A 25078-nucleotide genomic window follows, 5' to 3' on the forward strand; every position below is an offset into this window, starting at 1 on the left:
GGCCGCACCCGGGCTCAGGAGGAGACCGGGGTCTCCTCCGTGTGGGTCGCCTGGGCCGGGAAGGGGGCGACGGCGGTCTCGGTCACCGTGGCGCGCCACAGGATGCGGGCCGCCGCGACCGTCGCCGCGACCAGCAGGCCGTTGCGCAGGGCCAGCAGGGTGATGCCGTACCAGTCGCTGACGACGATGTGCGAGAAGCCGACCGGGAACTCCAGGACCGTCACGAAGGCCGCCAGGAGGAGCAGGACGGCCGGGAGGGCCATGCGGCTGGCGCGGAAGCAGAGACAGACGGCGGCCAGGCCCACCAGCCAGACCATGTACTGGGGGCTGATCACCCGGCTGGTGACCGTGAACATCAGGACGGCGGTGAAGGCCGCGTCCGCGAGCGTGTGGGAGCGGAAGCGGACCGCCGACAGCCGCCACAGCAGCAGCCAGCCGAACGCGACCGCGGTCAGCAGCAGGGCCGCCGTGCTCACCGCCTGCACGTGCGGGCCGAGGAATTCGATCGAGCCGTAGTTGAGCAGCACCTCGCCGTGCCAGCCGAAGTGCCGGGCCACATGGAAGACCAGCGCGCCGAGGGACTCCACCTCGGTGCCCCGGTCCCGCTGGAAGGTCAGGAACGAGAACGCGCCCGGCATGGCCACCGCGAACAGCGCCCCGACCGCGCCCGCGGTGAGGGCCGCCGACGCCCAGGACCGCCGCCGTACGGCACCGACCAGCAGCAGCGCCGGCCACACCTTGACCATGGCGCCGAAGCCCGCCAGCGCGCCCATGAGCCGGGGGTGCCGGGCCCCGGCGAGCAGCGCCGCGACGGCGACGGCGGTGACCATCAGGTCGTAGCGGGAGTAGACGGTCGGGCCGAGCAGCGGGACCCCCAGCACCCAGACCCAGGCGCCGCGCAGGGTGCGGCCGGGGCGCAGGCCGGCGTAGAGGAGGAGGGCGAGGACCACCGCGTCCGCGAGGCAGGCCAGCGCGAAGAAGGCGGTCGGGTAGTCCAGGAAGGGGAGCAGCCCGGGGGAGAGGATCGCCAGGGCGGCCGCGGGCGGGTACTGCCAGGTGACGTCGTCCAGGGGAAACGTTCCGTGCCGCAGGACCTCGTACCAGCCCTGGTAGATGACGGAGACGTCGCTGGTGACGTCCGCGCCCGGGAACACGAACACCTTCAGGACGAACAGCAGCAGCACCAGCCGGGTGGTACCCCAGACAACCAGCAGCGACGCCAGGGCACGCCGCGCGCCCGTCCTGTCCACCTGAGCCCCTGTCCGTCGGCATCGCCGGGTCGAATCGGCCACATGATCTCCCGGCGTCCTGTGCGGGGGCCATGAAGCACGGCCGAACACACTGTGCAGGTAGGGTCGGCGCCGATGGACAAGACCCTCGTCGTGACCAATGACTTCCCGCCCCGGCCGGGCGGAATCCAGGCCTTCCTGCACAACATGGTCCTGCGCCTGGACCCCGAGCGGGTCGTCGTCTACGCGTCCACGTGGAAGCGGGGCCGGGAGGGCGCCGAGGCCACCGCCGCATTCGACGCCGAGCAGCCCTTCACCGTCGTACGCGACCGTACGACGATGCTGCTGCCGACGCCAGGGGCGACCCGGACGGCGGTCGGGCTGCTGCGCGAGCACGGGTGCACGTCCGTGTGGTTCGGGGCGGCGGCGCCGCTGGGCCTGATGGCGCCCGCGCTGCGCAGGGCCGGCGCGCGGCGGCTGGTCGCCACCACCCACGGGCACGAGGCGGGCTGGGCCCAGCTGCCCGCGGCCCGGCAGCTGCTCGGCCGGATCGGCGACGCGACCGACACGATCACCTACCTCGGCGAGTACACGCGGTCCCGGATCGCGACCGCGCTCAGCGCGCAGGCGGCGGGGCGGATGGTGCAGCTGCCGCCGGGGGTGGACGAGAAGACCTTCCATCCCGGCTCTGGCGGGGCGGCGGTGCGGGCGCGGCTGGGGCTGAGCGACCGGCCGGTGGTGGTGTGCGTGTCGCGGCTGGTGCCGCGCAAGGGGCAGGACACGCTGATCCTCGCGATGCCGCTGATCCTGGCCGCCGAGCCGGACGCGGTGCTGCTGATCGTGGGCGGCGGGCCGTACGAGAAGGAGCTGCGGCACCTGGTCCGGGAGACCGGGGTCGAGGCGTCGGTGCGGTTCACGGGGGCCGTGCCGTGGGCCGAGCTGCCGGCCCACTTCGGCGCGGGCGACGTGTTCGCCATGCCGTGCCGGACCCGGCGGGGCGGGCTGGACGTGGAGGGGCTCGGGATCGTGTACCTGGAGGCCTCGGCGACCGGGCTGCCGGTGGTGGCGGGGGACTCCGGCGGGGCGCCGGACGCGGTGCTCGACGGGGAGACCGGGTGGGTGGTGCGGGGCGGCTCCGCCGAGGAGACCGCGGAGCGCGTCGTGGCGCTCCTGGGGGACTCCGAACTGCGTCGGCGGATGGGGGAGCGCGGGCGGCAGTGGGTCGAGGAGCGGTGGCGGTGGGATCTCCTTGCGGAGAGACTGGAGGCGTTGCTCTAGAGGGGGTGGGTGGTCGGTCGGCTGCGGGCCGGTGGGGGCCTTTCGCGCAGTTCCCCGCGCCCCTGACAAGGCGCCAGGCTTCCTTCGTCGCCGCCACCCGGGAAAAGTCTGTTCCAAACGCTCGGTCCAACTCTGCCGCAGGCCTAGGCGGAACCGGAAAATCCGCACATGCTGCGCGCATGACAGCAAAACTGATGCAGCGTCAGCTGACTAGACGTCACATCCTGGGCATGATCGCCCTCCAGACCGCCGCCGCGGCCGGTCTCACCCGTGTCGGTCTCCAGTCGGCGCAGGCCGCCGAGGAAGCGGCCGACGTCGACAACGCACCCGCGATCGTCATCGGTTCGGGGTACGGCGGGGCCGTGGCCGCGCTCCGCCTCGGCCAGGCCGGGGTGCGCACCCTCATGATCGAGATGGGCCAGCTGTGGAACACGGCAGGCTCCGACGGCAAGATCTTCTGTTCCACCGCCGCCCCGGACAAGCGGTCCATGTGGTTCAAGACCCGCACCGAGGCCCCGCTCGCCACCTTCCTCTGGCTGGACGTCGTCAACAAGGACATCGCCTCCTATCCCGGAGTGCTCGACCGGGTGCACTACGACAACATGTCCGTGTACGTGGGGCGCGGTGTGGGCGGCGGGTCGCTGGTCAACGGGGGGATGGCGGTCACCCCGCGCCAGTCGTACTTCACCGAGCAGTTCCCGACCGTGGACGCGAGCGCGATGTACAACACGTACTTCCCGCGCGCCCGCACGATGCTCGGCGTCAACACCGTCGACGCCACCTGGTTCGAGTCGACCGAGTGGTACCAGTTCACCCGGACCTCCCGGAAGGCCGCCGCCAACACCGGGCTCACGACCACCTTCGTGCCCAACGTCTACGACTTCGGGTACATGCAGCAGGAGGCCGCAGGCACCGCCACCAAGTCCGCGCTCGCCCAGGAGGTCATCTACGGCAACAACTACGGCAAGAAGAGCCTCGACAAGACCTACCTCGCCGCCGCCCTCGGCACCGGCAACCTCACCATCCACACCCTGGAGAGGGTGAAGGCGATCACGCGGGCGAGCGACGGGTCGTACCTGCTGAGCGTCGACCGGATCGACACCACCGGGGCCGTCGTCGAGAGCAAGCAGTACAGCTGCACCTACCTGTTCCTCGGCGGCGGGAGTCTCGGGACCACCGAGCTGCTCGTCCGGGCCCGGGACACCGGGGCGCTGCCCGCGCTCAACTCCAGTGTGGGGGCGGGCTGGAGCACCAACGGCAACACCATGCTGGGGCGCGCCAACCACATCTGGGACACCACCGGCGCCAACCAGGCGACCATGCCGGTCATGGGCATCGACGACTGGGCCAACACCGACAACCCGGTCTTCGCGGAGATCGCCCCGCTGCCCATCGGGTTCGAGACCTGGGTGAGCCTGTACCTGGCGATCACCAAGAACCCGCAACGGGCCTCCTTCACCTACGACGCGGCGAGCGACGGGGTGAAGCTGGGCTGGACCGCGGCCCAGAGCGCGGTCTCGGTCGCCATGGCCAAGAAGCTGTTCGACCGGATCAACCTGGCCAACGCCACGATCTACCGGTACGACCTGTTCGGGTCCAGCAGCAAGGTCTTCGCCGACGACTTCTGCTACCACCCGCTCGGCGGCTGCGTACTGGGCCAGGCGACCGACAACTACGGCCGGGTGAAGGGGTATTCGAAGCTGTACGTCACGGACGGCTCGCTCGTGCCCGGGAACATCGGCGTGAACCCGTTCGTCACCATCACCGCGCTCGCCGAGCGGGCGATGGAACGGGTCCTCGCCGAGGACTTCTGAGCACCGCAAGGACGCCCCGGGTGCCGCTCTACTTCTGGTAGATGGCCTCGATCTCGTCCGCGTAGTCCTTCGCCACCACGTTGCGCTTGAGCTTCAGGGACGGCGTCAGGTGGCCCGACTCCTCCGAGAACGGGGAGGACAGAATGCGGAACTTCCGCACCGATTCCGCCTTCGACACCGCGGCGTTGCCGTCGTCGACAGCATCCTGGATCGCCGCGATCAGATCCGGGTCGTCACGCAGCGACGCCGCGGTGGAACCCGCCGGCTTGCCGTGGTCGGCCGCCCAGCGGCCGAGGAACTCGTCGTCGACGGTGATCAGCGCGCCCACGAACGGCCGCCCGTCGCCGACCACCATGCACTCCGCGACCAGCGCGTGCGCGCGGATCCGGTCCTCGATCACGGCCGGGGCGACGTTCTTGCCGCCCGCGGTGACGATGATCTCCTTCTTGCGGCCGGTGATCCTGAGGTAGCCGTCCTCGTCCAGGGTGCCGATGTCCCCGGTGTGGAACCAGCCGTCGGCCAGCGCCTCGGCGGTCGCGGCCTCGTTGTTCCAGTAGCCCTTGAACAGGTGCTCGCCGTGCAGCAGCACCTCGCCGTCGTCCGCGATGCGGATCACCGAACCGGGCAGCGGCTGCCCGACCGTGCCGATCTTGGTCCGGTCCCAGGGGTTGAACGCGGTCGCCGCGCAGGACTCGGTCAGGCCGTAGCCCTCCAGGACCGTGAAGCCGATGCCCCGGAAGAAGTGGCCCAGCCGCTCACCGAGCGGGGCGCCGCCGGAGATCGCGTACTCGCCCCTGCCGCCGAGCACCGCGCGCAGCTTGCTGTAGACGAGCTTGTCGAAGGTCCTGTGCTTGATCTTCAGGCCGAGCGTCGGGCCCGACGGGGTGTCCAGCGCCTTGCTGTACGCGATCGCGGTGTCCGCGGCCTTGTCGAAGATCTTGCCCTTGCCGTCCGCCTGCGCCTTGGCGCGCGCCGAGTTGTAGACCTTCTCGAAGACGCGCGGGACGCCGAGGATCAGCGTCGGCCGGAACGCGGCCAGCTCGTCGGTGAGGTTCTTGATGTCCGGGACGCAGCCCAGCTTGATCGGCGCCATCATCGGGGCGATCTGGACGAGCCGGCCGAAGACGTGCGCGAGCGGGAGGAAGAGGAGGACCGAACACTCGCCGGTGCGGAACAGCGGGCGCAGCCGCTCCACGATGTTGCCGCACTCCGCGAAGAAGGCGCGGTGGGTGAGGACGCAGCCCTTGGGGCGGCCGGTCGTACCGCTCGTGTAGACGATGGTCGCCGGGTCGTCCGCCTTCGCCTGCGAGCTGCGCTCGTCGACCGTGGCGTCGGTGACGCCCTGGCCGAGTCTGCCGAGCTCCTCCAGGGCGCCGGCCTCGATCTGCCAGACGTGCTTGAGGGCGGGCAGTGTCTCGCGCACCGACTCGACGGCGGCCGTGTGGCCGTCGAGTTCGACGATGCAGGCGGTCGCGCCGGAGTCGCTGAGGATCCACTGCACCTGCTCCGGCGAGCTGGTCTCGTACACCGGCACGGTGACCGCGCCGGCGCTCCAGATCGCGAAGTCGAGGAGCGTCCACTCGTAGCGGGTGCGGGACATCAGGCCGACCCGGTCGCCCGGCTGGATGCCGGAGGCGATGAGGCCCTTCGCCGCCGCGTGCACCTCGGCCAGGAAGGCGGTGGCGGTCACGTCCGTCCACACACCCCCGACCTTGCGGGCCATGACGGCTACGTCGGGATGCTGCGCGGCGTTTCTGCGGACGATGTCGGTCAGATTGCCGTCCGCGGGGACCTCGTACAAAGCCGGAAGGCTGAACTCGCGCAAGACTGCTGCTCCTCATAGGGCGCCGACGCCACGACGTTGTGCGATGCGACGGTGCGGTCCAAGGCTCGGGCAGGTACTCAGGGCATCGTCACGGGCTGGAAGATCCGTTGGTTGAAATCCTGAGCACGACTGGACTGCCCGGACGTTACCCGCCGGTATGGCTTCTTCGACAGGGGGGTCCGGCGAGATGTTCGGTGCGTCACACAGGTTGGTGTTCTTTTGCGTACGGTAGTCCAAGGCCTTAGTGACTGACCAGTAACCGCAGGTCCGGCCATCGCCTGTTCACGTTTGCCGCACAGGCCTACGCTTGATCACCATGGCAGCAACACCCCCGGGCACCCGAAGGGCCCGCGTCCACGTGGTCAGCGACGTGCACGGCAACGTCCGTGACCTGGCCAGGGCCGGTGACGGCGCCGACGCCCTGATCTGTCTCGGCGACCTGGTCCTCTTCCTCGACTACGCCGACCACTCCCGCGGTATCTTCCCCGACCTGTTCGGCGTCGAGAACGCCGACCGCCTCGTCGAACTCCGCACCGCCCGCCGCTTCGAGGAGGCCCGGGAACTCGGCGCCCGGCTCTGGGGCGGCATCGGCATGGACCGCGCCGCCGCCATCGAGAAGGCCGTGCGCAAGCAGTACGCCGAGATGTTCGCCGCGCTCCCGACACCGACGTACGCGACCTACGGCAATGTCGACATGCCACCGCTCTGGCCGGAGTACGCAGGGCCGGGCACCACGGTGCTGGACGGCGAGCGGGTCGAGATCGGCGGGTGGGTCTTCGGCTTCGTCGGCGGCGGGCTGCGCACCCCCATGCGCACCCCCTACGAGATCTCCGACGAGGAGTACGCGGCGAAGATCGAGGCGCTCGGCGAGGTCGACGTGCTCTGCACGCACATCCCGCCGGAGGTGCCGGAGCTGGTGTACGACACGGTGGCGCGCCGGTTCGAACGGGGCAGCCGGGCGCTGCTGGACGCCATCCGCCGCACCCGCCCCCGGTATTCGCTCTTCGGCCACGTCCACCAGCCGCTGGTGAAGCGGATGCGGATCGGGGCCACCGAGTGCGTGAACGTCGGGCACTTCGCCGGTACCGGCCGGCCCTGGGCGCTGGAATGGTGACGACCCCGGACAGGGGGTGAAGTCGGCTGGTCGGACGCGCGGTAGCCTTCACGCGGCACACGCGTGCGTACGCCCGCGCACGCCGACCCCTTTACTGGTCCCACCGGTCCCACCGGCCCGTATCTGGAGGAGCCACGGCGATGGCGGAACACACCAGCTCGAACATCACGATCGAGGCGGCCCCGGCCGACGTCATGGCGGTGATCGCCGACTTCGGGCGCTACCCGGACTGGACCGGTGAAGTGAAGGAGGCGGAGGTCCTCAAGACCGACGCCCGGGGCCGTGCCGAGCAGGTCCGCCTGGTCATGGACGCCGGCGCGATCAAGGACGACCAGGTCCTCGGGTACACCTGGACCGGCGACAACGAGGTCTCCTGGACGCTGGTGAAGTCCCAGATGCTCCGCTCCCTGGACGGCTCGTACCTCCTGAAGCCGGCGGGCGCGGGCTCCACCGAGGTCACGTACTCGCTGACGGTCGACGTGAAGATCCCGATGCTCGGCATGATCAAGCGCAAGGCGGAGAAGGTCATCATCGACCGGGCACTGGCGGGACTGAAGAAGAGGGTGGAGTCGGGGGAGAAGTGAGGTAGGGGTACCCGTGGTCTCGAGGCTTGCCTAGCTGCGGGCAGGCGTGCCGCAGGGCGGCACGGGTGGGCGCGGCGGCACCCTGCGAGCGCCGGTAAGCGTCCCCACCCCCCGCCCCCGACGCCGGGCACCGATCAAGCAAGGCCCGCTTCGGTTACGGTTCACCCTCATGCGCACCATCCTGATCACCGGCCCGGGCGGCAGCGGCCGTACGACCGTCGCCGCGGCCACCGCCCTGCGCGCCGCGGCCGACGGCACCCCCACCCTCGTTCTCGGTGCCGACCGCACGGACACCCTCGGCGCCGCCCTGGGCACGGCGACAGGACCGGAGCCCACCCGCGTCACCCCCACCCTCACCGCCTGGCGCCCGGACGCCGCCGCCCGCTTCCGCGAGGACCTCACCGCCTTCCAGACCCGCGCCGCGAACGTCCTCGACCTGCTCGGCGCCTCCCGCCTGGACGCCGAGGAGCTCACCCCCCTGCCCGGCGCCGAGGAACTCTCCTTCCTCCGCGCCCTGCGCGACGCCGCCCTCTCCGAGCGCTACGAGCTGCTCGTCGTGGACCTCCCGCCCGCCCCGCAGGCGCTCGCCCTCCTCTCCCTCCCCGAGGAGCTCCGCCGCTACCTGCGCCGCCTGCTCCCGCCCGAGCGGCAGGCGGCCCGCGCCCTGCGCCCCGTCCTCGGCCGCCTCGCCGGCGTCCCCATGCCCGCCGACTGGCTCTACGAGACGGCAGCCCGCTGGGACGTCGAGCTCGCCGCCGTGGCGGCCGTCCTCGCCGACCGCGACACCGCCGTACGCCTGGTCGCCGAACCCGGCCCGGCCGGCGCCGACGCCGTCCGCACCGCCCGCCTCGGCCTCGCCCTGCACGGCCTGCGCGCCGCGACCCTGGTCGCCAACCGCGTGCTGCCCGAGGCCACCCCCCTGCACGCCCTCGTCGCCCAGCAGCGCAAGGCCCTCGCGGAGTGGGGAGAGTCGTACGACGTCACCGCCGTCGCCCACCTCGGCCACGACCCGCGCGGCACCGACGACCTCGCCGCGCTCTCCGTACCCGGTGTCAACGCCGTGCCCGCCCCGGTCGAGTGGCAGGTCGCCGACCGGATCGAGGCGGACGGCGTCCTCGTCTGGCACATCCCGCTGCCCGGCGCGATACGGGACGACCTCGACCTCGTCCGGCGCGGCGACGAGATCGTGATCACCGTGGGCGGCTTCCGCCGGATCGTCGCCCTGCCGTCGGCCCTGCGCCGCTGCACCGTCGCCGGGGCCGCCCTGCGCGACGGCGAGCTGCGCCTGCGGTTCGCGCCGGACCCGGAGCTGTGGCCGCGCTGACGGTGAAACCGGTACGCCCGTTCGGGTAACGTCGTAGAGACGAACCGTAGTCAGGAGTCCGTCATGAGCGAAGAGCGCCCCGCAGCCGACGCCTCCGAGGCCGCGGACGAGGTACGGGCGACGGACGACGACGCCTGGGCCACCGCCTGCGCCGAGGACCTGGAGGCGGAGAAGGCCCGCCGCCGCACCCAGTACGGCCCGCCCCCCGGGTCGGCCGCCGAGGAACTGCGCAGGCTCGTCGACGCCGTCGCCGACAAGCTCTCCGGCATCCAGACCCCGCTGCTCGGCGCGGTCGCCGGACCCGCCGCCCAGCAGGTGGTCCGGCAGGTCGTCCAGCAGGCGAAGAACGCCGTCGAGCCCGTCCTGGAGCGCAACCCGGACGTCTTCGACCACCTGGCCGCCGCCGGCAGCGAACTCCTCGCCGCCTACCGCTCCGCGGTCCAGACCCACGAGACCCGCTGGACCTCCGGCAGCCCCGACAAGGGCGAGGAGCCCGGCCCCGGCGAGCGCATCGACCTCGACTGACAGCCCCCTCGGGTACGGTTGGCCGTAGCGGGGCTCGACCGAAACTGAGGGATTCATGGGACTCACCATCGGCGTCGACATCGGCGGCACGAAGATCGCGGCCGGCGTGGTCGATGAGGAAGGCAACATCCTCTCGACCCACAAGGTGCCGACCCCGGGTACGCCCGAGGGCATCGTGGACGCCATTGCTTCCGCCGTAGAGGGTGCGCGCGCCGGGCACGAGATCGTCGGCGTGGGCATCGGCGCCGCCGGTTACGTGAACCGGCAGCGTTCCACGGTCTACTTCGCGCCCAACATCGACTGGCGCCAGGAGCCGTTGAAGGAGGAGGTCGAGGCCCGCGTCGGCCTCCCCGTGGTCGTGGAGAACGACGCCAACGCCGCGGCCTGGGGCGAGTACAAGTTCGGCGCGGGCAAGGGCCACCGCAACGTCATCTGCATCACCCTCGGCACCGGCCTCGGCGGCGGCATCATCATCGGCAACAAGCTGCGCCGCGGGCATTTCGGGGTCGCCGCCGAGTTCGGCCACATCCGGATGGTCCCGGACGGGCTGCTGTGCGGCTGCGGCTCGCAGGGCTGCTGGGAGCAGTACGCCTCCGGCCGTGCCCTGGTCAGGTACGCCAAGCAGCGCGCCAACGCCACCCCGGAGAACGCCGAGGTCCTCCTCGCCCTCGGTGACGGCACCCCCGAGGGCATCGAGGGCAAGCACATCTCCGTGGCCGCCCGGCAGGGCGACCCGGTCGCCGTCGACTCCTACCGCGAGCTCGCCCGCTGGGCCGGCGCCGGCCTCGCCGACCTGGCCTCCCTCTTCGACCCCTCCGCGTTCATCGTCGGCGGCGGCCTCTCGGACGAGGGCGAACTGGTCCTCGACCCGATCCGCAAGTCCTACAAGCGCTGGCTGGTAGGCGGCAACTGGCGCCCGGTCGCCGAGGTCATCGCGGCCCAGCTGGGCAACGAGGCGGGCCTGGTGGGCGCGGCGGACCTGGCCCGGGAGCCCGACCCGATCATGTAACGCCCTGGACTTCTCGGGAGGCGGCAACCGCAACTCCCCAGGGGCGCGGGGAACTGCGCGACCGGCCACGACGCGGCACGTCGCGCACCCACCTCGCGCCCCACCCCAGAAGGCGCACGATCCCTCTCCGGGCGTACATTGATCGATATGGCGTCGCTCCCCAACTCCCACACAGAGCCCGACGGTTCCGCCGTCATCCGCGTCCTCGGCTACAACGTCCGCTCCCTGCGGGACGACACCGACGCCCTCGCCCGCGTCATCAAGGCCTGCGCCCCCGATCTGGTCCTGATCCAGGAAGCCCCCCGCTTCTTCCGCTGGCGCAAGAAGCTCGCCCGCCTGGCCTCCGCCGCCGACCTGGTGATCCTCACCGGAGGCGGCACGGCGGCCGGCCCGGCGATCCTCTGCGACCTCCGCGCCACCGTCGAGCGCACCGAGGACGTCCTCCTCCCCCTCACCCCGGGCCTGCACCGCCGCGGCCTCGCGACCGCCGTCGTCCGGTTCGGCCGCGCCCGCCTCGGCGTCACCAGCTTCCACCTCAGCCTCCAGCAGGACGAGCGCTACGAGCAGGGCGGCTTGCTCCTCGACCGGGTCGCCGGCATGGGCGTGGAGCACGCCGTCGTGGGCGGCGACCTCAACGACCGCCCCGACGGCCGCACCTTCCGCCGCCTGGCCGACGCCTACCAGGACTGCCGTACCACCGCGCCCTGGGGCGGCGAGCTCACCTCCCCGTCCACCGACCCCCACCAGCGCATCGACGCCGTTTTCGCGACGAAGGGCATCGAGGTGCTCGGCTGCGGCGTACCCACCGGCCTTCCCGGCATCACCGACAGGGACCTGAGAGCGGCCACCGACCACCTCCCGGTCCTGGCCGCCCTCAGGGTCCCCGCCGCCTCCTAGCCCGCTACGGCCGCTCCTTCACCCTGTCCACGACGGCCCAGCTGTCGAGGTACGAGAGCTGGGTGTACGTCTTCATGGCCGCGCCGTCGCCGGAGGTGCGGATGTCGCGGAAGCCGAGGAATTCGTAGGTCAGGGGGTCGAAGACGAAGTAGCCGCCGAAGCCCACCGAGCCCTTCGGGAGCGTCGGGTCGTCGTAGGTGATGGCCACCCCGATGCGCCCCTTCGCGTCCTTCTGGCCCGGTACGGCCGTCACCCCCGGCACCATGCCGAGCGCCTCGTAGGCCGCGGGACGCAGCCCCGCCGGCATCACCGGGACCAGCTTCAGCAGCCCGGCGAGGCTGAAGTGGACGTTCGACCAGTCCTGGTCGGAGAGCTCGTCGAGCGAGGTCTTCCGGCCGCCGTACTCGTTGGTGATCGACAGGATCAGCCGCTCGGGGTCGGTCGGCAGCTTCCGCAGCGTGCCCCAGTCCCGCGGCGGCCAGCTGCTCTCGCCCTTCTTCAGCGGCGGCGACCACCAGCCCTTGCCGATCTCCATGACCCAGGACCGCCTGGAGCCGTCCACGGAATGCCAGTTCTCGTCGACATAGCTCTTCGTGACACCGGTCTGCTGGTCCGTCTCCTTGATGATCTCCTTCGTGTAGATGTACTGGTCGTCGCGCGGGCTGGCCGTCCGCTCGTGCTCGCGCGCGTACGCGGCGGCCCCCCTGAGCACCGTCTGCGCGCTCACGTCCCGCATGGCCGGCGCGCTGGTCGCCGGCGGTTTCGCGGTCCGGTGGGTGCCCGCACCGGCACCGGCACCGGCACCGCTGTCGTTCCGTACGGCGACGAGCACACCGGCCGCGACCGCGGCGGCGAGCCCGGCCGTCAGGGCGATGCGCAGCACGGGACGGCGGGGCGGCCGTACGCGGGGGGCGGTCCCGTGGACCGCGGTGAGCAGCCGGTCCCGGGCCCGGCGCCTGGTCTCCTCGTCGAGCGGGGGAGCCCCCGTGTCGAAGTCCCTCAGCTCACGCAGTTCGTCGATGTCACGCATGGGCGTCTGCCTCTCGGAAAGCCGTCGGATCGGTTCCGCCCAGTGCTTCGCGCAATCTGCCGCGAGCCCGGTGCAGCCGTGATCTGACGGTGCCGACCGGCACGCCGAGCGCCTCGGCGGCCTCCTCGTAGTCGAGGCCGGCCCACGCCACCAGCAGTACGACGTCGCGATGGCGGGCGGACAACCCGCCCAGCGCGGCCGCCAGTTCCCGGCGCACCCCCGTGGCACCGGCCCTGGCGACCGCGCGGGCGCCCCTTTGCGCCTAAACCGGCGCCGCTCTCGCGGAGGTGGTTGCTCGCCGTCGTGGCTCCCCAATGCGTGCTCGCGGTGGTGGCCGGTGCCACACCGAACCGATGCACACCGGGTGCTGCACGGGAACCGTTGTCTCCGCCATCAGATCCTCCGCCGTCTCAGGACCCAGCCGCCGGGCCGCGTAACGGTGTACGGCGTCGGCATGCCGGTCGAAGAGCACGGCGAACCGCTCGGGCTCGTCCCGGGACCGCACGATCACCCGGGCGTCGCTGTCCTCGCGATCCTCGTCGCGGGTGCCGGTGCCCGGTGGTCCGACGGCCATCGGGGCTCCTTTCCGTTCGTTCGAACGCCTCGAAGGCTTGGGCTGGGGTGTTCACCTCTCCTTCGCCGGTCGGCGCAAGCGGGTTCCCTTTTCCCGGGCCGGGGCGCCGCCGAAAAGCCCGAGGGCCCGTCCGGAGTCACTCCGGACGGGCCCTCGGGTGGGCGCGGGTCGATCGGCGGACCGGTCAGACGACGGCTCCCCTGCCGGGGTCGCCGTCCTCCTCGTCGTCGGTCTTCATCCTGGTCACCAGCGTGACGAAGCCGCCCAGGAAGCCGCCGATGCCCAGCGTCGTCAGCCACCAGGTCATGTCCCAGCCCAGCAGCACCGCGAGCAGCAGCAGGATCGGCCCGCCCACCACGCCCAGCCAGGCGAACTTGGCCGTGGCGTCGGCCTCCGGCAGCGGCGGCGGCTCGGGCGGCACGAAGTGCCCCTCGTCGTCATCGTCGAAGTCGTCCTCGGACGGCTCCGGCGCCGTGTAGTCGCGCGGGCCCACGCCGGGCGCGAAGGAGACGGAACCGCCCAGCGGCTGCACGGGCCGCTGCTCCTCGGCCGCCGCGGCTCCCGTCCCGGCGGCCTCCGTGTTCCCGTCGGCGTTCGCCTCGGTGTTCGCCTCGGCCGTCCCGTCCTCGTCCATCGCGGGCAGCGCCAGGTCCTTCACCGGCTTGTACGGCGTCGTGCCCGGCGGATCCGGCGGTTCGTCGCCGTACCCCGCGACGATCGCCGCCCAGGCGGCCGCCTCGTCGAAGGGCACCCCCGTCTCGTCCGGCTCGCGGTCCTCGCGGTCGGAGTCGTGCTCAGCCAACTGCGGCCGTCCCTTCCTTGCCGACACTGGGTGCGAGCCGGCCGATGAAGGCGAGGCTCTCCTCGAAGATCCGGTCCGCGTCATGGTCCAACGTCGCGACGTGGTAACTCTGTTCCAGCACGACCTCCGTTACGTCCGTGGACGACACCCGGCTCAGGATGCGGGCGGAATCCACCGCCGGCACCACATGGTCCTCGGCGCTGCGCAGGAGCAGCAGCGGCTGGGTCACCTGCGGCAGCTCCTTGTCCACCTGGCGGAAGAGGTTCCGCAGCGAGTGCGCGCTGTGCAGCGGCACCCGGTCGTACCCCGTCTCCGCGGCGCCCGGCTTGGCGATGTCGCTGGCGATGCCCTTCGTCGTGCGCACGAGATGCCGCGCCACCGGAAGGGCGTACGCGGACAGGCCGTGCACCTTGTTCGCCGGGTTGACGATCACCACGCCGTCCACACCCGTACCGTTCCGCGCGGCCAGCCGGAGCGCCAGCGTGCCGCCCATGGACAGGCCCGCCACGAAGATCTGGGAGCAGCGCTCGCGCAGCAGCCGCAGCTCGCGGTCCACCTCCGCGTACCAGTCCTGCCAGCCGGTGACCACCAGGTCCTCCCAGCGGGTGCCGTGTCCGGGCAGCAGGGGCACGGACACGGTCAGGCCGTGTGCCGCATGGTGTTCGGCCCAGGGGCGCAGCGACTGGGGCGATCCGGTGAAGCCGTGGCAGAGGAGGACGCCGGCCTCCCCGCCGTCATGGCGGTACGGCTCGGCTCCGGGGAGAACCGGCACCTTCGGTCTCCAATTCATTCGAGTTCGTTCGAGTACGTTCGAAATCGTTCGGCGGGGGTGGAACTGCGAGAGCCGTGGACGACGACTTCAGTTGTGCTTCACCGTACGCGACGGCACTGACACCGACCAGGGTCGTCGGGCCCATTCCCGGCGCTCCGGGTTAAGGTCTGATCGACGGAAACAGGAGGCACTCGGTGTTGTACGGCGCGATGAAGGTCGCTATCGGGGGACCGCTGAAGGTCACCTTCAGACCCTGGGTGGAGGGTCTGGAGAACGTCCCGGCCGAGGGCCCGGCGATTCTGGCGAGCAACCATCTGTCCTTCTCGGACTCGTTCTTCCTGCCCGCGGTGCTGGACCGCAAGGTCACCTTCATCGCGAAGGCCGAGTACTTCACCACACCCGGGCTGAAGGGCCGCCTCACGGCCGCCTTCTTCAAGGGCGTCGGCCAGCTCCCCGTCGACCGCTCCGGAGCCCGCGGCGCCGGCGAGGCCGCGGTGCAGAGCGGCATAGACGTACTGGAGCGCGGCGAGTTGTTCGGCATCTACCCGGAGGGCACCCGCTCGCCCGACGGCCGCCTCTACCGGGGCAAGCCCGGCGGCCTCGCGCGCGTGGCGCTCGCGACCGGCGCCCCGGTCGTGCCGGTCGCCATGATCGACACGGAGAAGATCCAGCCGCCGGGGCAGGTGATGCCCAAGCTGATGCGGCCGGGCATCCGGATCGGCAAGCCGCTGGACTTCAGCCGCTACCAGGGCATGGAGCACGACCGGTTCGTGCTGCGCGCGGTGACCGACGAGGTCATGTACGAGATCATGAAGCTCTCCGGCCAGGAGTACGTGGACATCTACGCGACGGCCGCCAAGCGGCAGATCGCGGAGGCCGCCAAGGCCGAGAAGGACGCGGCGAAGGCCGAGAAGAAGGCCGCCGAGTCCTAGACCGGCGGCGGGGGCCCGCGGCCGGGGGGACCGGCGGCCGGGGAGTGGCAGGGGGACTGGGGGACATGAGCAAGCGGGAACGCGTCATACGGATGTCGGTCGAGCAGCCGCTGTGGCGTGCCCTCACCGGCTACCGCGTACTGACCCTGCTGTACGCGATCGGCCTGTTCGCCACGGCCTACGACGACTACGACCGCGCGGGCGTCGCCATCGCCTACTACGCCGTCCTGACCGTCTGGACCCTGGCGACCCTGCCCCGCGTACAGAACGCGGCGGCCTGCACCAAGCGCTTCCTCGCCGTCGACCTCGCCGTCGCGCTCACCGGCATCGTGCTGACCCCCTGGGTGGTCACCCAGGGCCACATCGACCGGGGCGGCCCTACCCTGCCGTCGATCTGGACCGCCGGCTCGGTCCTCGCCTACGCCCTCAAGGGCGGCTGGCGCTGGGCCGCGTTCGCCTCCACACCGGTGGCCGCCGCCAACCTGATCGAGCGCGGCCACCCGGCCCGCGACACCGTCCACAACGTGATCCTGGTCTGGGTCGCCTCCATCGCCATCGGGTACGTCGTCGAGGTCGCCCGCGCCTCCGAGCGCACCCTCGCCCGCGCCCTGGAGATCGAGGCGGCGACCCGGGAACGGGAGCGGCTCGCCCGGGACATCCACGACGGCGTGCTCCAGGTGCTCGCCATGGTGCAGCGGCGCGGCGCGGTCCTCGGCGGCGAGGCGGGCGAACTGGGGCGGCTGGCCGGCGAGCAGGAGGTGGCCCTGCGGACGCTGGTCTCCGGCGGCCTGGTGCCGCCCTCGCGGCTCTCGGAGGACGAGGCCGAGGGCGCGGTCGTACGCCTGGTCGAGGAACCGGACGACGGCGGTCCCGTGGACCTGCGCACGCTGCTCTCGCGGTACGCCGGGTCCCGGGTCAGCCTCGCCGAGCCGGGCGCCCCGGTGGAGCTGCCGCCGTGCGCCGCACGCGAGTTGGCCGCCGCCGTCGGGGCCGCCCTGGACAATGTGCGCAGGCACGCGGGCGAGGCGGCCCGGGCCTGGATCCTGGTCGAGGACGAGCCCGGCGAGGTCGTGGTGACCGTACGGGACGACGGCCCCGGCATTCCGGAGGGCAGGCTCGCCCAGGCCGAGGGCGAAGGGCGGCTCGGGGTGGCCCAGTCGATCCGGGGGCGGCTGCGCGACCTCGGCGGCAGCGCCGAGCTGTTCTCGACTCCCGGGCAGGGCACGGAAGTAGAGCTGAAGGTACCGAAGGTCTCCCCGGGGAAGGCGGAGCGGCGATGAGCATCAAGGTCATGGTGGTCGACGACCACCCGATGTGGCGGGACGCGGTCGCCCGTGACCTGGCCGAGTCCGGTTTCGAGGTGGTCGCCACCGCGGGCGACGGCGAGCAGGCGGTGCGCCGCGCCAAGGCCGCCGCGCCCGACGTCCTCGTCCTGGACCTCAACCTGCCGGCCAAGCCGGGCGTCCAGGTCTGCAAGGAACTCGTCGGCCACAACCCGGCGTTGCGGGTCCTGGTCCTCTCCGCGAGCGGGGAGCACGCGGACGTCCTGGAGGCCGTGAAGTCCGGCGCGACCGGCTATCTGCTGAAGTCGGCTTCCACGGAGGAGCTCCTTGACGCGGTCCGCCGTACCGCCGTCGGCGACCCGGTGTTCACGCCCGGCCTCGCCGGTCTGGTCCTCGGCGAGTACCGCCGGCTGGCCTCCGAACCCGCCCCGGAGGCCGACGCCGACCGGCCCGACGCGCCCCGGCTCACCGACCGCGAGACGGAGGTGCTGCGCCTGGTCGCCAAGGGCCTGAGCTACAAGCAGATCGCCGAACGCCTGGTCATCTCCCACCGCACGGTCCAGAACCACGTCCAGAACACCCTCGGCAAACTCCAGCTGCACAACAGGGTGGAGCTGGTGCGGTACGCGATAGAGGCCGGCCTCGACGACGACTGAGCCGACGGCCGATCCGACGACTGATCTGATCTGATCTTCGGGCGGCCGTAAACCAACCGCCTGACAATTCACCGGAATTGCCCTTCCGCGCCCATCCCTGTGTGAGCTGGATCACCATTAGCGTGAGTCCCACCAGGCAACCGCGGCGAAGGGACATTTCCATGCGGGTCGGAGTACTGACCGGAGGCGGCGACTGCCCCGGGCTCAACGCCGTCATCCGGGGCGTCGTCCGCAAGGGCGTGCAGGAGTACGGCTACGACTTCGTCGGCTTCCGGGACGGCTGGCGCGGACCCCTCGAAGGCGACACCGTCCGCCTCGACATCCCCGCCGTACGCGGCATCCTGCCCCGTGGCGGCACCATCCTCGGCTCCTCGCGGACCAATCCGCTCAAGCAGGAGAACGGCATCCGCCGGATCAAGGACAACCTCGCCAAGCTGGAGGTCGACGCGCTGATCGCGATCGGCGGCGAGGACACCCTCGGCGTCGCCGCCCGCCTCACCGACGAGTACGGCGTGCCCGTCGTCGGCGTCCCGAAGACCATCGACAACGACCTGTCCGCCACCGACTACACCTTCGGCTTCGACACCGCCGTCGGCATCGCCACCGAGGCCATCGACCGGCTGCACACCACCGCCGAGTCCCACATGCGGGTCCTGGTCTGCGAGGTGATGGGCCGGCACGCCGGCTGGATCGCCATCCACTCCGGACTCGCCGGCGGCGCCAACGTCATCCTCATCCCGGAACAGCGCTTCGACGTCGACCAGGTGTGCGCCTGGGTCACCTCCCGCTTCAAGGCGTCCTACGCCCCGATCGTGGTCGTCGCCGAGGGCGCCATGCCCAAGGACGGCGAGATGGTCCTCAAGGACGGCACGCTGGACTCCTTCGGGCACGTCCGGCTCTCCGGGGTCGGCGAGTGGCTGGCCAAGGAGATCGAGAAGCGCACCGGCAAGGAGGCCCGGACCACCGTCCTCGGGCACATCCAGCGCGGCGGTACGCCCAGCGCCTTCGACCGCTGGCTCGCCACCCGCTTCGGCCTGCACGCGGTCGACGCCGTCCGCGACGGCGACTTCGGCAAGATGGTCGCCCTGCGCGGCACCGACATCGTCCGCGTCCCGATCGCCGAGGCCACGGCCAAGCTCAAGACCGTGGACGTGAAGCTGTACGAGGAGGTCGGGGTCTTCTTCGGCTGACCCCCGGACCCCCTGCCCGGCTCGCGCGCCGCCACGGCCACCGTGACGGCGCGCAGTGGCGCCCTCTACAAGGCCGAGCTTTTACGCAACGGCTGAGGCGAGACACCTGAGGGGCGCGGGGAACTGCGCGACCAGCCCCCACGCGCCCGCACCCGAAACTCAAGCCTGGACGGTTCCGGTACCGCGCAACTGCCCCACCAGCTCCCGCACCACCGCGGCCCCGTTCAACGTGAGCACCGACTCCGGATGGAACTGCACCCCGGCGAACCCGGGCCCCCGCAAGGCATGCACCTCACCGTTCTCCGCCCGGCTCACCTCCACCCCGTGCGCCGCCAGCTCCCGCGCCGCCTCCTCGTCGCAGCGGGCCACGAAGCTGTTGTAGAAGCCGACCGTCTCCGGCCGCCCGAACAGGTCCACGGTCGTCTGCGCCCCCTGGTAGGGGACCTCCTTGCGGACGATCTCCAGCCCCAGCTCCGCCGCGATCAGCTCGTGCCCGAGGCAGACGCCCAGCACCCCGTGCTGGTGCTCGCGGATCACGGTCGCCGTCAGCTCCCGCAGGAACCGCATCTTCGGATCATGCAGGTCGGACGGGTCGCCGGGCCCGGGGCCCAGCACCACCGGACCCTCGTGCGCGCGCACGGCCGCCCGCAGCCCCGGCTCGTCGTAGCGCCGGACGCTGACGTCGAGCCCGCCGGCCCGCAGCACGTGCGCGAGCATCGCCGTGAACGTGTCCTCGCCGTCGACCACGAGCGCGTGCCCGGACAGTTCCCCGGTCCGCTCCTGCATCCGCAGCCAGAACGGCGCCAGGGAGGCCCGCCGCCCGTCCAGCGCGGCCCGCACCCGGGGGTCGTCGGCAAGCCGCGGCCCCGTCCGTTCCACGCGCGGCCGGGCCGGCCGTACCCCGAGGGCGGCCAGCACCCCCGCCACCTTGGCGTGCGTCTCGGCGACCTCGCCCACCGGGTCCGAGCCGCGTACCAGGGTGGCGCCGACGGGGACCCGCAGCCGGCCGTCCGCGTCGATGTCCGCGGTGCGGATCAGGATGGGGGAGTCGAGGGTCTGGGCGCCGCCGGAGTCGCGGCCGAGCAGCGCCAGCGCACCCGCGTAGTAGCCGCGCCCGCCCACCTCGTGCCGCTCGATCACCCGGCAGGCGTTCTGCACCGGGGAGCCGGTCACGGTCGCCGCGAACATGGTCTCCCGCAGCACCTCCCGCACGTCCAGCGAGGACCGGCCGCGCAGCTCGTACTCGGTGTGCGCGAGGTGCGCCATCTCCTTCAGCCGGGGCCCGACGACGACACCGCCCATGTCGCCCACCGTGCACATCATCTTGAGCTCCTCGTCGACGACCATCGACAGCTCCTCGATCTCCTTGCCGTCGGCGAGGAAGTCGAGCAGGTGTTCGGGGGTGGGGCCCTCGGCCGGGTAGCGGTACGTGCCGCTGATCGGGTTCATCACCACCGTGCCGCCGGACATCCGCACGTGCACCTCCGGACTGGCGCCGACCAGCGTCCGGTCCCCGGTGTGCACCACGAACGTCCAGTACGCGCCCCGTTCGCCCTCAAGGAGCCGGCGGAACAGCGCCAGCGCGTCGGCGCGCCCGAAGCCCGGGATGTCGCCCTCGTACGTCCGTCGGATCACGAAGTTCGCGCCCTCGCCGCGGCCGATCTCCTCGCGCAGCACCCGGTCGACGATCTCCGCGTAGGCGTCGTCGTCGACGTCGAAGGCGCCGGACTCGACGCGGACGTGGTGGGAGGGGAGGGCGGCGAGGGCCTCGTCGAGTGGAATGTGACATACCACCGTCGGGGTCAGGACCAGCAGCGGTGTCCCGTCGTCCCGCACGTCGAACCCCCGCTCCCGGATCTGCCGGTACGGGACCAGCGCCAGCCCCTCCCCGGGCAGGTCGGCGAGCCGGTCGCGGGCGGTGACCGGGCCGAGCAGGAGTTCCACCGTGTTCCCGTCGTGGCCGGGGGTGCGGCGGCGGAGCAGGGCGAAGGGACGGTCGTCGTGGAGCAGCTGGGTCAGGTCCATGGTTCCTCTGCCTGGTGAGACTGGTGAGGGAGGAACGGCCCCGGAAACACCGAAGGCCGCCCCTCCGGGCGGCCTTCGCGAAGTCTTGCGTACGCGCAGTCAGTGGGCCGCCGGAGAAGCGGTCCACCACCAGTTCTGGGTCGAATGCGCGAACATGCGCGAAACCCTACCCCACCGAGCGCCCTGTCCACAGGACAATCACTCTGTCTCACCAGTCGAGCGGGAGGAAAACATGGCGACACGACCCCGTAATGTTTACGAGGTGACCGTGAACGCTAAGACCAGCCTCGGTGCTGGCAACACCTGGCGAAACCTGCCCGCGGCGCAGCAGCCCGAGTACCCCGACCCCGAGGCTCTGCGCACCGTCGTTGCGGAGCTGGAGTCGTATCCGCCGCTCGTCTTCGCGGGCGAGTGCGACCAGCTGCGCGCCCGGATGGCGGCCGTCGCCAAGGGCGAGGCGTTCCTGCTCCAGGGCGGCGACTGCGCCGAGGCCTTCGACGCGGTGTCCGCCGACCACATCCGCAACAAGCTCAAGACCCTCCTCCAGATGGGTGCCGTACTGACGTACGCGGCGTCGGTGCCCGTGGTGAAGGTGGGGCGGATCGCCGGCCAGTACAGCAAGCCGCGCTCCAAGGGGACCGAGACCCGCAACGGCGTGACCCTGCCGACGTACCGCGGCGACTCGGTCAACGGCTTCGACTTCGACGAGAAGGCCCGCATCCCGGACCCCGAGCGGCTGAAGCGGATGTACAACGCCTCCGCCTCGACGCTGAACCTGGTGCGCGCCTTCACCACCGGCGGCTACGCCGACCTGCGCCAGGTGCACGCCTGGAACCAGGACTTCGTGAAGTCCTCGCCGTCCGGCCAGCGCTACGAGCAGCTGGCCCGCGAGATCGACAACGCGCTGAACTTCATGCAGGCCTGCGGTGCGGAGCCCGAGGAGTTCAAGACGGTCGAGTTCTTCTCCTCGCACGAGGCGCTGCTGCTCGACTACGAGTCCGCCCTGACCAGGGTCGACTCGCGCACCGGCAAGCTGTACGACGTCTCCGCGCACATGGTGTGGATCGGTGAGCGCACCCGGCAGCTGGACGGGGCGCACATCGAGTTCGCCTCGAAGATCCGCAACCCGATCGGTCTCAAGCTCGGCCCGACGACGACCGCCGAGGACGCGCTGAAGTACATCGACCGCCTCGACCCGGACCGCGAGCCCGGCCGGCTGACCTTCGTCGTCCGGATGGGCGCCGACAAGGTCCGCGACAAGCTCCCCGAGCTGGTCGAGAAGGTCACCGCCTCGGGCGCCACCGTGGCCTGGGTGACCGACCCGATGCACGGCAACACCTTCGAGGCGGCCTCGGGCCACAAGACCCGCCGCTTCGACGACGTGCTCGACGAGGTCAAGGGCTTCTTCGAGGTCCACAAGGCGCTCGGCACCCACCCGGGCGGCATCCACGTGGAGCTCACCGGCGACGACGTCACCGAGTGCGTGGGCGGCGGCGACGAGATCTTCGTCGACGACCTGCACCAGCGCTACGAGACGGCCTGCGACCCGCGGCTGAACCGCAGCCAGTCCCTGGACCTGGCGTTCCTCGTCGCGGAGATGTACCGCGACCAGTAGGGCGGACTCGGGTTTCACAGGGGGGTGGGGCGCGGATCACATGCGATCCGCGCCCCACCCCACTTTTGCGCTCGCCGGGTGATGGGTAAGGTTAGGTTTGCCTCACCGGTCATCGGGGCGGCACACTGATCGATCCCGGCGGGAGGTGAATCCGCGTGTACGTCTGCAGCTGCTTCGGGGTGACCGAGGCGCAGGTCAAGCAGCACGCGGAGGACGGCGCCTGCACCCCCCGCCAGATAGCGTCCGCCTGCAAGGCGGGCACGGACTGCGGTTCGTGCGTCCGCCGCATCCAGGCGATCCTCGGCCGCGGCAACTGCCCGCGCCGCGACCTGGCGGACCAGGGCCGCCCGGTGCTCTCCGAACTGGACGAGGCGGCCTAGCCTCAGCTGCTGCTCTCCGGCTGCTCGATGATCTGCGCGATGTAGAGCGCCTCGCCGAGCTTCTCCACCAGTTCCAGCTGGGTGTCGAGGTAGTCGATGTGCTGTTCCTCGTCGGCCAGGATGTCCTCGAAGATGTTCGCGGACGTGACGTCGCCCTTCTCGCGCATCATCTTGATCCCGCGCTTGAGGCGGTCGATCGCCTCCACCTCGACCTGCCGGTCGGCCTCGAACATCTCCTTGACGGTCTGCCCCACGCGGACGTGGAACAGCCGCTGGTAGTTGGGCAGCCCCTCCAGGAACAGGATCCGGTCGGTGAGCACCTCGGCGTGCTTCATCTCGTCGAACGACTCGTGCCGGGTGTACTTCGCGAGCTTGTACCAGCCGAAGTTCTCCTGCATCTTCGCGTGCAGGAAGTACTGGTTGATCGCGGTGAGCTCACCGGTGAGCTGCTCGTTGAGGAATTCGATGACCTCGGGGTCGCCCTGCATCGCAGAGGCTCCTTCCACGGACTGGGGTGTTTGCGGCGCATGATTGCACCGGCGTAGAAGATCGTCCAGTAAGTGTTGACTTAGTAAGTAAGTGCATACTTGACGCCAGTTGCCCGATTTGCCGATCGGTGGGCGGTCTGCCTGGTCAGATGCACCGCCCCTGGTCTGTCAGGATGGAAGGCATGGGTCATCCGGTGGAACGCGCGTCTCGGGAAACCGCGGGAGCCGGGCTTCCGCCGGGACAGCGACTGCAGCGCGGCTGGCCGGTCACCCACTACGGCCCGGTGCCCAAGTTCCGGCCCGAGCGCTGGGAGTTCCGGATCTTCGGCGCCACCGCCGACGGGGACGCGCACGTCTGGAACCACGAGCAGTTCACCGCCCTGCCGTACGCCACCGTGGTCGCCGACCTGCACTGCGTGACGAAGTTCAGCATGCTCGGCGCGGAGTGGGGCGGGATCCCGGCCCGGACCGTCCTGGAACTCGCGCCGCCCGCCCCCGATGTCACCCATGTGATGGTCTGGGCGGAGTACGGCTTCAGCTCCAACCTGCGCCTCGCGGACTTCGCCGCCGAGCGCACCCTCTTCGCCACCCACAAGGACGGTGAACTGCTCACCGCCGAGCACGGGTTCCCGGTCCGCCTGGTCGTCCCCCACCTGTATGCCTGGAAGGGCCCCAAGTGGGTCCGCGGCATCGAGTACATGACCGCCGACCGCCGAGGCTTCTGGGAGGAGCGCGGCTACCACAACATCGGCGACCCCTGGAAGGAACAGCGCTTCTCCTACCAGGAGGGACCGGGGGACGGCCCGGAACTCTGAGCCGCGCCGACGGCCCGGCTCAGCTCTCCCGGAGCCGCTTGAGGCGCTCGACGTCGGCCGCGTGCCCCTCCGGGCCGCCGGGCGTCTCGATGACCAGCGGCACGCCCGCGGTCGCCGGGTGCGTCATCAGCGCACGGAACGGGTCCTCGCCGATGTGCCCGGAGCCGATGTTCTCGTGCCGGTCCTTGTGCGCGCCCACCACGTCCTTCGAGTCGTTGGCGTGGATCAGCTTCAGCCGCCCCTCGCCGACCGTCGACACGAGAAGGTCCAGCGTCCGGTGCATCCCGCTCGTCCCGGTCAGGTCGTGCCCGGCGGCGAAGACGTGGCAGGTGTCCAGGCAGACGCCCAGCTTCGGATGGGCGTCCAGCGCCTCGAAGTACGGGCCGAAGTCCCAGGTCCGCGAGCAGAGCGAGGCGCCCTGTCCGGCGGTGGACTCCAGCAGCAGGAACGGGTCGTCGTCGTGGGTCAGCTCGTCGAGCAGCGGCAGCAGACGCGCCCGCACCTGCTTCAGCGCCACGTCCCGGGCCCGTCCGCCGGTCGCGCTGCCGGTGTGCACGACGACCCCCAGCGCCCCGATCTCCCGGCCGCGCCGCAGCGAGTGCCGCAGCGACTCCACCGACTTCTCCACGGTCGCCTCGGTGTGCGAGCCGAAGTTGATCAGGTACGGGGCGTGCACGTACGCCGGGATCGACTCCTCCGCGCAGGCCGCGCGGAACGCCTCGTCCTGCTTGGGGTTGCCCGCCGGGGTGGCCCAGCCGCGCGGGTTGGCGACGAAGACCTGCACGGTCTCGGCCTTCAGCTCACGGGCGTAGGACAGCCCCACGGAGTGCAGACCGCCGGCCACCGGGACGTGGCCGCCGACGGGGTTGCGGGCGGGACCTGACTGCTGACTCTTCACCCGTCAAGGGTGTCACGGC

Annotated in this window: 24 protein-coding genes and 1 pseudogene; 15 read left to right on the forward strand and 10 right to left on the reverse strand. The window is 71.4% G+C overall.

Translation table 11 applies throughout. The features are described from left to right. Nucleotides 1-14: 14 nt before the first annotated feature. Entirely contained in the window at nt 15-1250 is a 1236-nt protein-coding gene (locus ACGF5O_RS02270) for a glycosyltransferase 87 family protein (RefSeq protein ID WP_393808029.1), read from the reverse strand. 114 nt (nt 1251-1364) lie between these two features. Between ACGF5O_RS02270 and ACGF5O_RS02275 the strand changes: the two genes are divergently transcribed. Together ACGF5O_RS02275 and ACGF5O_RS02280 are read left to right on the forward strand one after the other, a co-directional pair. Further along, nucleotides 1365-2507 carry a glycosyltransferase family 4 protein gene (locus ACGF5O_RS02275; RefSeq protein ID WP_393808030.1) on the forward strand — a complete coding sequence of 381 codons (1143 nt, stop codon included), beginning with the start codon at nt 1365-1367 and terminating at the stop codon, nt 2505-2507. Nucleotides 2508-2737: 230 nt separating this feature from the next. After that, a complete protein-coding gene (locus ACGF5O_RS02280) occupies nt 2738-4321 on the forward strand; it encodes a GMC oxidoreductase (protein ID WP_393808400.1) in 1584 nt (527 codons plus the stop codon). Nucleotides 4322-4349: 28 nt separating this feature from the next. On the opposite strand, the gene ACGF5O_RS02285 is transcribed toward ACGF5O_RS02280, so the two are convergent. Next, nucleotides 4350-6146 carry an AMP-dependent synthetase/ligase gene (locus ACGF5O_RS02285; RefSeq protein ID WP_393808031.1) on the reverse strand — a complete coding sequence of 599 codons (1797 nt, stop codon included), beginning with the start codon at nt 6144-6146 and terminating at the stop codon, nt 4350-4352. 316 nt (nt 6147-6462) lie between these two features. Between ACGF5O_RS02285 and ACGF5O_RS02290 the strand changes: the two genes are divergently transcribed. The 6 genes from ACGF5O_RS02290 (at nt 6463) to ACGF5O_RS02315 (ending at nt 11599) form a co-directional block, all read left to right on the forward strand. After that, nucleotides 6463-7260, forward strand: a complete 798-nt coding sequence (locus ACGF5O_RS02290; protein ID WP_393808032.1) for a metallophosphoesterase — start codon at nt 6463-6465, stop codon at nt 7258-7260. A 140-nt stretch (nt 7261-7400) separates the two neighbouring features. Further along, nucleotides 7401-7844: an SRPBCC family protein gene (locus ACGF5O_RS02295; RefSeq protein WP_393808033.1), complete on the forward strand. Its 444-nt coding sequence runs from the start codon at nt 7401-7403 to the stop codon at nt 7842-7844. A gap of 169 nt (nt 7845-8013) precedes the next feature. Continuing rightward, nucleotides 8014-9168 carry an ArsA family ATPase gene (locus ACGF5O_RS02300; protein ID WP_393808034.1) on the forward strand — a complete coding sequence of 385 codons (1155 nt, stop codon included), beginning with the start codon at nt 8014-8016 and terminating at the stop codon, nt 9166-9168. Nucleotides 9169-9231: 63 nt separating this feature from the next. Then, nucleotides 9232-9693 (forward strand): DUF5304 domain-containing protein, encoded by a 462-nt coding sequence (locus ACGF5O_RS02305; RefSeq protein WP_393808035.1) that lies wholly within the window; start codon nt 9232-9234, stop codon nt 9691-9693. A gap of 55 nt (nt 9694-9748) precedes the next feature. Continuing rightward, nucleotides 9749-10702 (forward strand): ROK family glucokinase, encoded by a 954-nt coding sequence (locus ACGF5O_RS02310; RefSeq protein ID WP_362581737.1) that lies wholly within the window; start codon nt 9749-9751, stop codon nt 10700-10702. A 147-nt stretch (nt 10703-10849) separates the two neighbouring features. Next, nucleotides 10850-11599 (forward strand): endonuclease/exonuclease/phosphatase family protein, encoded by a 750-nt coding sequence (locus ACGF5O_RS02315; RefSeq protein ID WP_393808036.1) that lies wholly within the window; start codon nt 10850-10852, stop codon nt 11597-11599. Nucleotides 11600-11603: 4 nt separating this feature from the next. Here the strand turns inward: ACGF5O_RS02315 and ACGF5O_RS02320 are convergent, their stop codons facing one another. The 4 genes and pseudogenes from ACGF5O_RS02320 to ACGF5O_RS02335 all read right to left on the reverse strand — a co-directional run bounded on the left by ACGF5O_RS02320 (nt 11604) and on the right by ACGF5O_RS02335 (nt 14777). Further along, nucleotides 11604-12629: a CU044_5270 family protein gene (locus ACGF5O_RS02320; protein WP_393808037.1), complete on the reverse strand. Its 1026-nt coding sequence runs from the start codon at nt 12627-12629 to the stop codon at nt 11604-11606. After that, a pseudogene (locus ACGF5O_RS02325) lies at nt 12622-13203 on the reverse strand (RNA polymerase sigma factor). The gene ACGF5O_RS02320 and the pseudogene ACGF5O_RS02325 overlap by 8 nt, the downstream one beginning before the upstream one ends. Nucleotides 13204-13387: 184 nt before the next feature. Further along, complete coding sequence (locus ACGF5O_RS02330) at nt 13388-14005, reverse strand: hypothetical protein (RefSeq protein WP_393808038.1); 618 nt, start codon at nt 14003-14005, stop codon at nt 13388-13390. After that, nucleotides 13998-14777 carry an alpha/beta hydrolase gene (locus ACGF5O_RS02335; RefSeq protein WP_393808039.1) on the reverse strand — a complete coding sequence of 260 codons (780 nt, stop codon included), beginning with the start codon at nt 14775-14777 and terminating at the stop codon, nt 13998-14000. Before ACGF5O_RS02335 ends, ACGF5O_RS02330 begins: the two co-directional genes overlap by 8 nt. A 209-nt stretch (nt 14778-14986) precedes the next feature. Between ACGF5O_RS02335 and ACGF5O_RS02340 the strand changes: the two genes are divergently transcribed. The 4 genes from ACGF5O_RS02340 to ACGF5O_RS02355 all read left to right on the forward strand — a co-directional run bounded on the left by ACGF5O_RS02340 (nt 14987) and on the right by ACGF5O_RS02355 (nt 18838). Further along, nucleotides 14987-15709: a lysophospholipid acyltransferase family protein gene (locus ACGF5O_RS02340; protein ID WP_366364726.1), complete on the forward strand. Its 723-nt coding sequence runs from the start codon at nt 14987-14989 to the stop codon at nt 15707-15709. A 65-nt stretch (nt 15710-15774) separates the two neighbouring features. Continuing rightward, nucleotides 15775-16989, forward strand: a complete 1215-nt coding sequence (gene macS, locus ACGF5O_RS02345) for a MacS family sensor histidine kinase (RefSeq protein WP_393808040.1) — start codon at nt 15775-15777, stop codon at nt 16987-16989. Further along, on the forward strand, nt 16986-17648 hold the full coding sequence (locus ACGF5O_RS02350; protein ID WP_393808041.1) for a response regulator: 663 nt from the start codon (nt 16986-16988) through the stop codon (nt 17646-17648). The genes macS and ACGF5O_RS02350 overlap by 4 nt, the downstream gene beginning before the upstream one ends. 161 nt (nt 17649-17809) lie before the next feature. Then, nucleotides 17810-18838, forward strand: coding sequence for a 6-phosphofructokinase (locus ACGF5O_RS02355; RefSeq protein WP_362581727.1), 1029 nt, complete (start codon nt 17810-17812; stop codon nt 18836-18838). Between the two features lie 159 nt (nt 18839-18997). On the opposite strand, the gene ACGF5O_RS02360 is transcribed toward ACGF5O_RS02355, so the two are convergent. Both ACGF5O_RS02360 and ACGF5O_RS02365 read right to left on the reverse strand, forming a co-directional pair. Continuing rightward, on the reverse strand, nt 18998-20863 hold the full coding sequence (locus ACGF5O_RS02360) for an anthranilate synthase family protein (protein ID WP_393808042.1): 1866 nt from the start codon (nt 20861-20863) through the stop codon (nt 18998-19000). Nucleotides 20864-20962: 99 nt separating this feature from the next. Further along, a complete protein-coding gene (locus ACGF5O_RS02365) occupies nt 20963-21019 on the reverse strand; it encodes a trp operon leader peptide (RefSeq protein ID WP_071659820.1) in 57 nt (18 codons plus the stop codon). 106 nt (nt 21020-21125) lie between these two features. On the opposite strand from ACGF5O_RS02365, the gene ACGF5O_RS02370 reads away from it, so the two are divergent. Together ACGF5O_RS02370 and ACGF5O_RS02375 are read left to right on the forward strand one after the other, a co-directional pair. Next, entirely contained in the window at nt 21126-22478 is a 1353-nt protein-coding gene (locus ACGF5O_RS02370) for a class II 3-deoxy-7-phosphoheptulonate synthase (RefSeq protein ID WP_393808043.1), read from the forward strand. A gap of 155 nt (nt 22479-22633) precedes the next feature. Further along, nucleotides 22634-22858 (forward strand): bacterioferritin-associated ferredoxin, encoded by a 225-nt coding sequence (locus ACGF5O_RS02375; protein ID WP_393808044.1) that lies wholly within the window; start codon nt 22634-22636, stop codon nt 22856-22858. A gap of 2 nt (nt 22859-22860) precedes the next feature. Here ACGF5O_RS02375 and bfr read toward each other — a convergent pair whose 3' ends face one another. Then, nucleotides 22861-23346: a bacterioferritin gene (gene bfr, locus ACGF5O_RS02380; protein WP_393808045.1), complete on the reverse strand. Its 486-nt coding sequence runs from the start codon at nt 23344-23346 to the stop codon at nt 22861-22863. Nucleotides 23347-23528: 182 nt separating this feature from the next. Between bfr and ACGF5O_RS02385 the strand changes: the two genes are divergently transcribed. Then, complete coding sequence (locus ACGF5O_RS02385) at nt 23529-24161, forward strand: sulfite oxidase-like oxidoreductase (RefSeq protein WP_393808046.1); 633 nt, start codon at nt 23529-23531, stop codon at nt 24159-24161. Between the two features lie 19 nt (nt 24162-24180). Here the strand turns inward: ACGF5O_RS02385 and ACGF5O_RS02390 are convergent, their stop codons facing one another. Beyond that, a complete protein-coding gene (locus tag ACGF5O_RS02390) occupies nt 24181-25059 on the reverse strand; it encodes a deoxyribonuclease IV (RefSeq protein WP_393808047.1) in 879 nt (292 codons plus the stop codon). Nucleotides 25060-25078 lie beyond the last annotated feature (19 nt).

Origin of the sequence: Streptomyces sp. NPDC048291 (genome assembly GCF_043201715.1) — a bacterium.
In the GTDB taxonomy this organism is placed as follows: domain Bacteria; phylum Actinomycetota; class Actinomycetes; order Streptomycetales; family Streptomycetaceae; genus Streptomyces.